Origin of the sequence: Pedobacter sp. KBW01, assembly GCF_003852395.1 — a bacterium.
Classification (GTDB): Bacteria; Bacteroidota; Bacteroidia; order Sphingobacteriales; family Sphingobacteriaceae; genus Pedobacter.
In genome coordinates this window covers 1-12,654 of sequence record NZ_QAJQ01000023.1, presented here as the reverse complement: position 1 = coordinate 12,654, position 12,654 = coordinate 1, and the positions used below count along the sequence as shown (strand labels likewise).

The window sequence follows — 12,654 nt, the reverse complement described above, 5'->3', positions numbered from 1 at the left end:
CCTGCAGGTTTGGGCTGGGTTAAATTCTTTAACTTCTGCCCCCCAGGGTACAAATGGTTATCAGTTCAGGTATATGCCAGGATTATGGCCGGATAAATCCGGTTCCATAGCCAGGTTCGGGGAAATAAAATACCGGAACGGAACCATTTGTACCCGCTATGGCAAACCATGCAGGGGCAGCGTATAGAAAGTGTTTGCTTTTTGTCGCATTAAGTAAAATCAGCCCTTAGAAATTGTATTGGAAACCCAGGTACCATCCTTTAGGGCTTGGATCGAATTCATATTTAATGTCTTTTTCGAGATCTGAAGTAGAGGTAACCTTTTGCCCGACTGTCAGCTTATTAAGCTTCTGATCCCATGTCCAAAGTGGCCCGGCAGATAGCGCAAATTTAGATGAAGGAATCCTGAACCCTCCACCTGCCATGAGAAAGGGACGTTTTTTGGTGGGATCAATCCCCAGTTGGAAGAAAGGGAGCAGATACCTCGAACCGGCATTGAAGGTAAAGTTCAGAAATGCGGCTGTGACGAAGTTCCCTTTTTCGATATCGTCCTGGGTAACTGTGAATTCATTGTTTGTATTGGACACACCGAATCCTTTTAGTGTCGTGCTGCCATAAAAGATACCTGTGCTGACCGAGATGCCAAACGGATCGTAGCGTTCGAACCGGAAGTTTGTTTTAGCAAGTTCCTTGGTGTCGGCGAAAGATTTCGTATCTGCCTTATATTCCCTGCCGGTTATGGTGAGGGTCTTCTTGAGGGTTTGTCCTTCATCGAATGAGACCGCTTTTACCTGGTAATATCCGGGCTGCTCTTTCGAGGGGGTTTTTACCGAATTATCCATAAGTTCTAGTATCGGCGGGACCTTGGCCTGGAGGGTTCTGTTGGAAGTTAGCGTGGAGTTGACCTGCAGTAAGAACTCATCAACTGTCTCTGTAATCCTGGTTTTTTCCTCGGTAGCCGCTATTGTTAAAGCTTTCATTTCCCTTTTAACCAGAAACTGAAGTTTTTCGTTCTCATCATAGGTGGAGGTCGCGTTATTTAATTCAATCCTGAATGCGTTTGTTGCGGGTTGAACTTCCTTCGGGTCTTGGATCCCGTACAAGCTGGTAAATATGTTATCCAGCCTTGCAGCCATGTTTACCTTTGCGCTGATGGCATCAAGTTCTTCTAAAATCCCACCGAAACGGTTAATTTCCTTACGCTCTGATTCCGAGAATTTATCCTGGTTTATTCTCAGGCTGGTGTAGAGTTGCACAAGGCGCTGATTGCGGAACGATATGATTTCAACAGGGGTGACAATGGGTTCACCTTTAAGGTTATTTCCTCCCGTTTTGCCATAACCGTCACCGGATGATCCTGATTTTGTAGCAACCGTTGCTGCGGCAGCGCCATGCTGCTGTTGCAAAGCGGCAATATAATCCTTTATTACTTGGTCCCTGGGATCTACGCCCACGGTATCTTTAAAATCAATAGTATACTTCAACGGGTTTAACCATTTCATGAAGATGTTGCTATATGTTCCCGAAAGCGGGAACAGGGTGTTTTTGATGGGCTCGCCTTCCTCCTCCTTGTTGAGGAAGTACCGGACTTTGTCGCCATCCAGGAAGATAAAGAAATATTTTTGCTTAATCTTGGAGGATGGGGATTGGGTCTGGGCCTGAAGCCCGCTAAGGCCAAGGGTTAAGAATATCAAGAAGGCTAAGATAGATTTCATGTTTATTAATTGATAGTGAATGGTTTCTGGTTGAAGAATTTTTCGTTTTCTGTCCCGGTCACAAAATAATTCGGGATCTGGAGGCTATCGCCACTAAAACTTCCCTGTATGGCCGTTAAAAACTGTTTGTGGTTGCCGACAAATTTACCGTGGTTCCATACCCCTAATAAAGCAGTTGTAAACCTGCTGTTGGGTGAACCGGTAGCGGGATCGGAGTCTTTTGACTTTTGGTCATCCTGGCAGCCGGCAAAAAGGATGACACAGGCAATCACTGTGGCAAGTGTATCTGTTGCAGAGCTTTCGTTAACGGGGTTTGCTTCCGTCCTGAAGTGTTCCTGAAGTTTCCTGGCGAGATAGAATTGTCTGCAATATTGTTGCATCAGCTGTACAACACTGCCGCTATAGCAACTATCCGACACTACCAGTATCCGGGTATCCTTTTTGAACTTTGCCCACAGGCCGTAGAGCGTTTTGTCAACCAGGTTTCCATCATACAGGCACCAGGTCTGGAAGTAAGGTTCTTTAGGGTCGTTGTTTGGGTTTTTAATCTGGCCGCCATGGCCGGAATAAGTCAGCAGGAATAGGCCGCCTTCGGGTAGCTCATTGGCTATTTTGGATATTGCCTTGGTTACCGCATCACGGGTGGCGTCGTTTCCCAGTATTGGCTCATTCGCTTGGAAGCCATTATCGAGGGCAAGTTGATACATACTAGCCGCATCTTCTTCCGCGCCGTTGAGCCGTGGGAAGCTGCCGGGAAATGTACCATATTTCACCTGGTTAATGCCAATGTGCAGTGAAATTCCTTTCATATTTGAGCTTTAGATGTTTGGTTTGGGTTGTAGGGAATATGCCTGTATGCCAGGTACTTCACCTTGTTAAAAATAAGTTTATTCTTAATGGGAGTATATACCCATTAATAAGTATTTTTCATCCTTTTCTTTTGTGGCTGATATAGGGTAAAGCGTAACGTTCGCGGTGGGCGATGAACTACCACCATTCCCAGAATTTCAGCGGGTTTAAACGGAAAGTCCGGTAAAGTGTTTTGTTTGCACTATCCGGATGCTCGCGTTTAAAACGTTCCCCTCGTGTTATTCCTGTCTCAAAGTCCAGGCCTTTTCCGGGGAATTCAGTATAAGTAAAGCTGTTGTCAGCATTCCTGTAATGGTAATTGCCGAGCGTAAAAAACTGGACAGGTGAGGTGTTGCTGAGGGTTATGAACAGGATCAGGATAATGACCACCGTTTTGGTTTTGTTCTTGTTGTTTTTCATGGGTATTTGCTTTTGTGGTCTATGTTCCGCACGGGCATGCTCTATTATAGGGGCTTCTTTTTAAACCTTGCAGATTTTAAGACAACGGCAATCAAGATATAGGATAAAGGAAAAGGTAGGATTGATATAGCAAGGTAATCGGTAAATGATAGCCTTGCTATAAAATTCTCCAGCGGCCGTCCTTAGGACGGCCCTGAGGCCTCGCGTCCTGAGGTACGCTCGGCCGGATTTCGATTATGATGGACAGTTTTAAAGCATATCAGGAAAACAGTCAATATTATGCATGTTTTTCCATCTGCCGGGTGTTATCTGACAGGGCAGAAGAATAAAATGGATTCGCGGTCGCGGAATTTCCGTTTAACCGATAAATATAGTATGCTTTTGATGTATATTGCTCTTCTAAAGCAGATAAAAAGACTAATACCCATTAAAATGCCGACCTTCTCAATTCCAAAAACCGGTTCAGTCCCAAAAACAAATCCTCCTGAAATTCTTGCGGAGAGGGTGTATAAGTATCTCAAAGACAAGAAAGTTATAAGGGACCGCAGGATGGCTACACGGCTCGAACATTTTTTTAAAACCCTGTACTATGCCAGTATGCGGACAGAGGAAGGGCAATTAATACAGGTTTCCGTTACTTTTTTTGATCCTGAAACGGAAGATTTGATCGGGGATGAAGATGATTCTCAGGATCATTGGAGCTATACCTCATTTGAGGAACCATTGGAATTCAATGAGAAGACTTTGGTGAAACTTTCCAAGGCAGCGGATCCCTGGAGCAGCTCAATAGCAGTTTATTTCAACGAGAAAGGCGAGTTACTGATTTATGGACTGATTGACCAGGCATTGCACAGCCAGAGGTTTGTAAACCATGAAAGTGAAACGCAACCGAAACATGCCGGTCTTTTCCAGGCCTCTATTCAGGGGATAGGCATTATTGCTGCAACCGATGGCTACAAAATGATCGGTGTCCTCCGTCAGGATAGCCTGGCGAGACAGTTTAATGATGTGTGGAAATATGGCCAGATTTCCGAACTGATAGAGGAAAAATCCGGGACATTTGTGAATATAATCGGTTCGTTCATAGCCAAACGATACCCGGGCCTTGAAATAGAGGATTATATGGATTTTATCCATGATGTCTGGCGGGATAGCCTATCCCGGATACTGATACAGATCAGGAAATACAATCATGGGGGCGCATTGCTGATTACTTCCAAGACGGATGGGCTGGTAATTAACTATCCGATGCAATATATTAGGTTAAGGGGAGCAATATTGCGGTTTATTCGCACAAGTATAAGCCTTAGACAGGTTGAAAAACAGATCAGTATGTCGAGGGACTACATTGAAAGGGAATTGTTTGATGAATTACGGAGTCTTGAAACCAAGAAACAGCAGGTGAATAACGAACTTAAAGGGGCTATCCGTTTTATAGCGTCGCAGAGTTGTGTAGACGGTCTGATCGTGATGAAGGATAATCTTTCAACCTTTGGCTTTGGGGCTGTTATAGATAAGATCGATCCCCCAGAGTTTATCCATCAGGCCAGGGGATCCAAATTTTCTACAACTGACCCTAAGCGTCCTAAAAATTTTGGTACCAGGCACAGGTCGATGATGACTTATTGTTCCAGACATCCAGGCTCAATAGGGATTGTGATATCCCAGGATGGAGAACTTCGGGTGATGAGCCAGTTTGATGATAAATTGGTGGTCTGGGACAACGTGAAAATCCAGAAGTACTTGCGGTCAAAAATTATTCTATAAAATGTGAAGGTTGGCGAGTTTGCTAAAAGTGTACGATAGATTTCATTCCGAAAGAGAAAAAAACTGATGGCAGAGAGTACATTGTGTTAATTTACCGAACATTTTTTTAGTGGACTCCTGTTTTAATCAATTTCACCAATACAAGCGTGGAAGAACCGGGGACGGTAAATTGAGATCGGTGCATCTTTTTTATTCTTTGCTTTGTCCGGTTCTTATTTTTGTGCAGCCAGGCTTTTTAGTTTTTTTTCAAGGTACCAAATTACTATTCCGCAATAAGGCCTGAGCTTTCCTTCCTTGTCAGGTTGCGACCATTCATCAAGTTTTTGTTTCAGGTCCTGGGCCCTAAATTTGGTCTTGGAAAGTGCATTTCTGACACCCTCCAGTGTTTGCCCACGGTTTTGCTTTAGTAGAGGGTTGTTTAAGCAGATTATTTTGTTGATATCATCATCCCAGAACCCGTTGCTGGATTTTATTTTGCCGTCGTACATACCATAACTGATACTTCTTTGTACACCAGGATCTAAAGGGGAGAAGCTAATTTCCGTGCTTTTTTTTGATTTGTCACAATGGGCAGAGCTGTTGATATAACCGGGACAACAGATAACCATGTTTTCGTATTTGAGTGAAAGATCCTTATTGTGCTCCCTGCTTCTGATGTGTTCTATTTTAGAGGTTTCGTTTTCTCCCGGATCTTTTTTTGTAACGGGTATATAGCGCATGCAGTATGCACAAATATTGCCCTGGTCCTTTAACAGGGCTGCACGAAGTTCAGGAATTGGACTATATTCGTTAACACCCGGCGTATCGACATATTCCGTCCATTTTTCCGGTTCTTTTCCTTTTATTATGGTAATCATTCGTTGTCAGTAAGAAAGTCCAACATGGAATTAGCCCGGGCAAGGTCGGGTAGATTGTCGCCGAATTCTTCCTGCATTTTATGGAGCTGCTCTTTGGCTTTATCGTAATGTTCATCTTCAATGAGTTCGAAGAGGGCTTTGAGGTTTTTATCGACCGTTTTGTCCCTTGGGATGGTTCTTTGGGCGATTTCCATAATAGTGGAGGCATCCATCCCGTAAAGATCCATTTCTTTGACGCTGTAATTGCGTTCTTGCTGATCGAAACTCAGTTTATGGATGATATTGTTGGCATCATCGGGTATGCCGGACATGATCAATGGGGCGTGTGTGGTTGCAATGAGCTGTACCAAAGGGAAGGCATTCTGAAAGCCTTTGATTACCAGCGCCTGCAGGGAAGGGTGCAGATGCAGATCGATTTCGTCGATCAGCACTGTGCCGCGTGTGAGTTTACAGGCTCTTTCCCCATGGATGCCCTGATTGAGGAGCATACAGCGGAAGGCGATATCCATGATGATGTTGACCAGGCGGCGGTATCCGTCTGATAGGCCATCGGTATTGATTTCGCGTCCGTCTGTGAAGATAAAATAAACTTCTCCCTGGTTTGGCCGTATGGATATGTCCACCAGGATGTTGCAGCCTTCCGGCCCCAGTGCATCTACAAGCGCACGGACCACACCGATTATTTCGGTTTGGCCACGGTTTCCCTCCCTGAGTACAAGTAGCCGTTTGGTCCAGTAAGACAAAAATCCGTCTCCCTGAAGACATTCGTAGTAGCCAAAAGATGGCTTCTGTGCATATGCCCTGAATTTTTTTGGTGAAGTTTTTCTGGTGGTATGGATGTCCTTGGTAGAAAAACTGCCGAAAACCGGTAAGGACAGGACCTGCTTTTCATCTTCGTTGAACATATTTTGGTACATCGCCTGACCGATACCATAAATCGGAATCAGCGGTGTCTGCAGGGTCCTGCTTTTTTTTGAGCGCAGTTCAAGCGTTGCATTGACGCCCTGAAAACTGAAGTTGACAACGATGGGTCTTTCATTGGTAAGTCCATTGTTATTTTCCCTGATCGAAAAGTCGTTTTTGGATAGGCCGGTAAATACGGTATTCTCATCACTGAAACCGATGAAAAACGAATTGAGTACTTTGGTCAACGCGGCGATCAGGGTCGATTTACCGCTGGAGTTATCTCCGATAAATAGGTTTACGTTTTTCCTGAAAGATATTTCCAGCTCGGTAAAACACCTGAAGTTGTTCAATTGAAGTTTTTCCATGAGGTATTGCAGTAGCTTTGGCATTAAGCGTAGCGACCGTATTTTTAGTCTCAAATGTAATAAACCTAATGCGTTTCTGCAAAGTCGGTATTAGGGTATTCTAGATTGCAGGTAAAAACTACTGGAGATAGCAATGTTTCAATGGTTGCAATTATTGAAACATTTAGGTGGCGCCACACATTGTTATCGTGTTTTATCCGGTTAGGTAATGCACTCCTTTAAAGACAAATCAATGCAAACCTGGATGAAATCATGGTCGGTAACTGTTTGCATTAAGAAATTTAAATCCATAAAATATAAAAATCAATAAATTGCTATATTGGCTGTTAGGGAGGACATTAAAACAATCAGATAATTATGCTATATAAACCGCGGTATGACTAGCAATAACTATATTAATGACCCTCGCATTTCCCAGGGAGCCAAACGGGATATAACCACATTGATAGATGCTGGCTGGCTTGTTGTATCGGAAATCTTAAAGGATAATAAAAGCAATGGTGAAACACAAATCCTACCTGCCGTCACGGTTTTCCGTCATGGCCGGTCCAAAGGTGATAGAAGCAAAAATAATAGTGATTCTTTTTCATATTGGCAGGATCTCCCTTTACACCAGGATGATTTGACCCTCAGAAAAATACTGATCGGAGGATACACTTTGATCAACGGTAAGTTTCTGGATAATCTCCAAATGGCCCATACTGATATGTATGGGCGGTCACAGCCTAATTTTAAAACTGAGCTTAAGGAATATGAACTTGAGAATGATGCAGGTTCGCAGCCCTTCAGTTATCTTACCGAAGCCGATAAGGTTAAGGCGATAATTGAAACTGTTTATCAAGACAATAAAATGCTCTATAAAATCGGTTCTTACGAATTCGAAAGGATGATTGCGGAACTGTTAAGGGCTAAAAATTTTGAGGTTGAGCTGACCAAGCGAACCAGGGACGGTGGTTATGATATTCTTGCCCTTCAAAATCTTGAGGGAATTCCTCTGCGTTTTTTGGTTGAATGTAAGCGCTATGCCGCCCATAAACCGATTGGGATAGACATTATCCGGTCATTTAGTCATGTGGTCAATAGGGAAGGAGCAAATAAAGGGCTGATATTTACCACTTCTTATTTTACCAGGGACGCATCTAAGCTCCGCGATGATGATATGCCTTATTTGCTTGATTTTAAGGATAATATTGATATTGTCAAATGGGTGAACCGTTATATGGGGCTTGGGAAATGATCAGTAAGCAATTTGGTGGATTTTCTTATTCTCTGACTGTCGTGCTGGTAATTCATTTATAAAATTTCGAATACAGTTATACCGCCAAGATAAAAATAACAGAGTACAGGAAGCTGAACCTTGTTTTATAACATTGGAACGTTTATTTTTCCAGCTATATTAAATTTCCAAAGTTAATTAGCAATTCAGTTTCGGAATTAGACAGTTTTTTTATAAATTTGAGTAGATCAAGGCGGAGATCAAAAAAGACCTTGAAATCAGGATTTGTCTATATTGTATAGTTTAAATTGTTGATTTTTAAGGTGTTTTGATTTTAGTTCGTAATATTTTGATTAAATACACGTAAGTAGTTGAAGATAAGCTATTTATGATTGTATTTTCTTTTTGTATCGTTTTTGGTTACTTCGATAACTATTTAATTGTTAAGCAATTACGTATAGTTCTTGTATCGGAACATGGTTCATAGGTAGGCCTTAAAGCTCAGAATACCACATTTTTCTTCCTGGAATCGTGTGTGGAATCGATCACCAGTGAGTATTCTGGTGTGGGTACAACTGGGAATCCAAACGCATAAAGATCAAAAGCAATGTTGAAAATTGAGTAGAACCTGGAGCGCAATAGGAAAATAGATCACATTCTTCCTGATCGGGACTGCTTTGTATATATCGAAGATTCTGGGATTATTATATTTTAAAGGAGCTCCCAAATTATGTAAATCAGATATTACTGAGTATGGCGTTTTGTAGGGTGGGTAAAATTCTAGAACTTAAATTAGGGGAAAATTATAAGTTAATTTCTATGGGCAGCATTATCCATAAACATTTCCGAATACGCTTTTTAATTAAAAGAATTTGCAAATGGCTAAAAAGGTATCTCGATCAAAATATTATAGTTCCTATGCGCCATTTGATTTGAAATAAATAGGTATGCAAAATACTATCGTTAATCTAAAGACCATCCCCGATGTACCATTCGATGACAATTAGAACAAATTATCATTAAATCATCTAAGTGCGTGGTGGTTTCCGTGTTCAGTGAATATAGTGGTACTTTGTGATGGCACTCTGCAAAACCTTTTCCAACCTCCCCATATACTGCGTAAAAATCGAACTGACATAATTCACATGCTAAATTTCCGTGCCGTTTAAAATATTGTTTTTTCTTTTTGTTAACGAGGGTGGCGTTGCGCTCCTTGTACCGGTGAAGCTGATAAAGTATCTTACCTTCTTTAGCAGAGTAATGTGCTTCCTCAGCTGATATAATATTTAGTTTAATAAAGTCAGGATTATTTATTACTTTCTTTACATTTGACGCAATTTCTTTTAATATTTGTTTTTGCTCGCCAAACTCATCAAAAATTTCTTTGTCAAGCTTTGAATAAGCTGCCATCCCCTTACCTGAATAATTGGGGTCTATCGCTAAGAAATTGCTTAGTTTTAATCCAACACCATTTGCATTTCTAAATCTGACCGCATCTGGTTTTTCATTATGAATTGGTAATTTATTTAAGATATATTAGAGTTCAATAATATCTGGGTTTTTTGCGTGTATTTGCCCAGGCTTTAGCCTAAAATATAAGTCTAAGGCCAAAATCAGTTCATCTCTGTGCCATTTAGGGTTTTTCACTTGAGCTTTATTTTTTTACCAGTCTATAAAACAAAGGCTTAGGGCCTCGGGTCTCTCTTGATGTATCTTTCTTTTCTGTTTTTTCGATATTTGACTTAAAACTCTTTTTAAAGCGGTTGACAATTTCAGTGACCGAATAGCTATTTCCAAATTTTTCTAGAATCTGTTTTGCAATCTCCTCGGCTAAAAATTGATCACCGATTTTGTGACGTGCTAAAATCTCTTTTATTTGGTCGTTTATATCGCTTTGTTTGTAAGTCACTTCTTTAGGTGGGCCTACTTTTTTACGATATGCAATTCGTTGCTTTGTTTTTGCTGGAAGTGAGTCAAAGGAAGGGATTGGATAATTAGGATTCCCAAATTCAAAATACCTAAGACCAAAAATCTGTGCGATTTGTTCTAAAGTATAAAGTACGATACCTTTTTCATTTTTTAGAACGCCATCAATAACATCCTTTTTTGTTTGCACTAGATACGCAATGTCGATAGACTCTAATTTGAATGTCTTCAAATATTTCTTTAGAATTTTTGAATATTCTTTTGAAAGGTCTATTTTAATCATAAATAGTATAAATTATTTTTGCTTTTATATTATTTTTGTTATATTTGTTTATCAGTTATTATAGCGACAAATAGAGTTGGGGCAACCCGGTTTTAACGATGTCTCTCATGCCAGAAAACCGTCAAACTTTCACATGAGCCGATCGTGAGTTCGCTTTCTATTGAATTTTGTATCTTTGCATACTTGTATTCAATAGGGCGAGCCTCATGTTAGTCTTTTGTGAAGTTTAAGCTCAGGCTTAAGAGGTTCTTGACGGTACCACTGGCAAAAGCATTGGAGTTCGCCCTATTGGTCTTTAACCAATTTGGTTTCGCTCTGCTTTTGTTGAGTTCGCATCGTTTTACATAAAATTAACCGTTTATGAAAACGAAAAAATTAAGCGCCATCAAATTGTTTCACTTCAAGGAAGTGGTATTCAATTATTCCATTAAACTCTTATTAAAGAACGTTATTTGTTCTCCGTCGTAATGTAGACTAGAATTTCCAAGTAAAAAATATAGCCCAAAAGAGCAGAGGCTAGTGTGATGAGAGCACACAAAGTCCTGTGGGTTAATTTAACCTGGTACCAGCCCTTAATTGCTAATTAGGCAAGGCACATTACTATGGTTTTTCGCAATCCCAAGGTAGGTATCTTTTTCCTAATAACAAATACAGTATCCCGCATTTACATATTTAGATGTGGAAGGGCTGGTTTTTTATCGCTTTTTCTTACCAATATATTAAAACAATTTGCAGACATGAGCCAGAATAACTATAGTTCATTTGATCGGCTTTATGCATTAAAGCCCAAAAATCCCACCTGATGATGTGAAAGGGCAGGAATGGCCTTTATGGCCAGTAGAAATAGGTTCTTTAATGATGTTCCTGCCCTTTTTATTTATCTCTGTCAACTAACCACTTGGCTCTCGCTATTGTATTCAATCAGCGATGGCCTAACTAACCTTGAGTTTTATGTCTTTCAAAAAAATAACGGAATTTTCCGTAAGGGAATTCCCATGCCCAAACTTTTTATCCTCTGTAGGATTGAAAAATACCGTTTTATGCTTTAGCCTACTGTTTATTGTACTCTTTCAATGGCCTTCCTATGGGCAGGTGCCTCCAAAAGAGATTACCATTGGCCAGGCTATCCCGGAAGCACTGTGGAATGAACCGCTGAAATTGCGCCTTCCTTCAGGTAAGTTTGAGCAAGTTTCGCTCTCCAAACACCGGGGAAAGCTGATCATCCTGGATTTTTGGGCTAGCTGGTGCTCGACCTGTATCGCTTCTTTTCCTACGGGGCATGCGCTGGAGCAACAGTTTCCAGACAGTCTTGCTTTAATTCCTGTCTCTGATGAAAAAGAGGAAGGGGCTCTTGCTCTGCTTAATCGCAAGACTTCCGCTTCCTGGGCTGATAAGCTAACCACACTAATTGGAAAAAATAACCTTTCATCTTATTTTCCTCATCATGGCAATCCGCATTTCGTCTGGATATCGCCTGGGGGCAAGCTCATTACCACCACTACTAAATTTGAGCTTAAAGCGGAGAATATCCGCGCTGCGTATTCTGGAGATAAGCGGTTTAACCCTGCGCCAAATGTTCATCAGGACTTATCTCGTCCCATCTTTTCATCTGACCTGAGACCACTTGACCAGTTATCCTTCAGTTCCTCTTTTTACTGGGGACATATTGCAGGCACCGGACCTGGGCCACACCCTTATTATTCTGGAAAAATCATTCGGGGGATCAGGCATGCCAATAGCCCGTTATTTAATCTATATAGCTATGCAGCAAAGCAGCTATACCCCGATATCATCCGCTGCGTAATAGAATCACCTGATTCCGTTGTTTTAAAACTTTCTTTATCTCTCGGGGAGGAAACCTGCCGCAAATATTGCGCTACTTATGAACTCTGGATGCCTACTGAAAGGTCTGCCGAGCTCTATTCCATTATGCTTGATGACCTGAACAGATATTCGGGTTATAGTGGCGCTTTAGAAAAAAAGGTAACTAGGTGTCTAGTGATAACCAAAGATAAAGTCGCGAAGCCCTTTAAAGGCAAATTGCCTATTCCACGCTCTGATGCTAAGGGGAGCCTGGTAACCTTTGTACGTACGCAAAACGGGCAGGTCGGGGTTTCCATGCCCCTGGTTGATGAGACAGGTGGCGAGACAACAGGAGTCGGCAGTTATGGACCACTTGACAGATCTGCCTTGGAAGCGGTGTTATCCTCTTTGGGTTTGGAGTTGAAGGAAGCGGAGCGGGAAGTGCAGTGGTTTGTCATCCGCAATAGAATTAACAGCAAAAACTAAAAAGATGCGATTATGAATTTAAAATATCAAATATCGTCCCTGATGGGGATTTCGGCAATAGT

At 41.4% G+C, this 12,654-nt stretch carries 10 protein-coding genes; 3 read left to right on the top strand and 7 right to left on the bottom strand.

Translation table 11 applies throughout. From position 1 onward, the window contains the following. Positions 1-226 precede the first annotated feature (226 nt). The 3 genes from DBR40_RS21135 to DBR40_RS21125 form a co-directional block, all read right to left on the bottom strand. Positions 227-1,714, bottom strand: coding sequence for a hypothetical protein (locus DBR40_RS21135; RefSeq protein WP_124561723.1), 1,488 nt, complete (start codon positions 1,712-1,714; stop codon positions 227-229). Positions 1,715-1,719: 5 nt separating this feature from the next. Then, entirely contained in the window at positions 1,720-2,523 is an 804-nt protein-coding gene (locus DBR40_RS21130; RefSeq protein WP_124561722.1) for a caspase family protein, read from the bottom strand. Between the two features lie 178 nt (positions 2,524-2,701). Continuing rightward, positions 2,702-2,983 carry a hypothetical protein gene (locus DBR40_RS21125; protein WP_124561721.1) on the bottom strand — a complete coding sequence of 94 codons (282 nt, stop codon included), beginning with the start codon at positions 2,981-2,983 and terminating at the stop codon, positions 2,702-2,704. Positions 2,984-3,358: 375 nt separating this feature from the next. On the opposite strand from DBR40_RS21125, the gene DBR40_RS21120 reads away from it, so the two are divergent. Next, positions 3,359-4,750, top strand: coding sequence for a putative sensor domain DACNV-containing protein (locus tag DBR40_RS21120; protein WP_124561720.1), 1,392 nt, complete (start codon positions 3,359-3,361; stop codon positions 4,748-4,750). A 212-nt stretch (positions 4,751-4,962) separates the two neighbouring features. Here DBR40_RS21120 and DBR40_RS21115 read toward each other — a convergent pair whose 3' ends face one another. Both DBR40_RS21115 and DBR40_RS21110 read right to left on the bottom strand, forming a co-directional pair. Further along, entirely contained in the window at positions 4,963-5,607 is a 645-nt protein-coding gene (locus DBR40_RS21115) for a hypothetical protein (protein WP_124561719.1), read from the bottom strand. Next, positions 5,604-6,878 (bottom strand): AAA family ATPase, encoded by a 1,275-nt coding sequence (locus tag DBR40_RS21110; protein WP_158674097.1) that lies wholly within the window; start codon positions 6,876-6,878, stop codon positions 5,604-5,606. Before DBR40_RS21110 ends, DBR40_RS21115 begins: the two co-directional genes overlap by 4 nt. 376 nt (positions 6,879-7,254) lie before the next feature. On the opposite strand from DBR40_RS21110, the gene DBR40_RS21105 reads away from it, so the two are divergent. Continuing rightward, positions 7,255-8,115, top strand: coding sequence for a restriction endonuclease (locus DBR40_RS21105; protein WP_124561717.1), 861 nt, complete (start codon positions 7,255-7,257; stop codon positions 8,113-8,115). A gap of 942 nt (positions 8,116-9,057) precedes the next feature. On the opposite strand, the gene DBR40_RS21100 is transcribed toward DBR40_RS21105, so the two are convergent. Both DBR40_RS21100 and DBR40_RS21095 read right to left on the bottom strand, forming a co-directional pair. Further along, complete coding sequence (locus DBR40_RS21100) at positions 9,058-9,504, bottom strand: HNH endonuclease (RefSeq protein WP_199748401.1); 447 nt, start codon at positions 9,502-9,504, stop codon at positions 9,058-9,060. A gap of 244 nt (positions 9,505-9,748) precedes the next feature. Next, on the bottom strand, positions 9,749-10,303 hold the full coding sequence (locus DBR40_RS21095; RefSeq protein WP_124561716.1) for a hypothetical protein: 555 nt from the start codon (positions 10,301-10,303) through the stop codon (positions 9,749-9,751). A gap of 951 nt (positions 10,304-11,254) precedes the next feature. Here DBR40_RS21095 and DBR40_RS21090 point away from each other — a divergent pair. Next, positions 11,255-12,592: a TlpA family protein disulfide reductase gene (locus DBR40_RS21090; RefSeq protein ID WP_124561715.1), complete on the top strand. Its 1,338-nt coding sequence runs from the start codon at positions 11,255-11,257 to the stop codon at positions 12,590-12,592. The last annotated feature ends 62 nt before the right edge of the window (positions 12,593-12,654 follow it).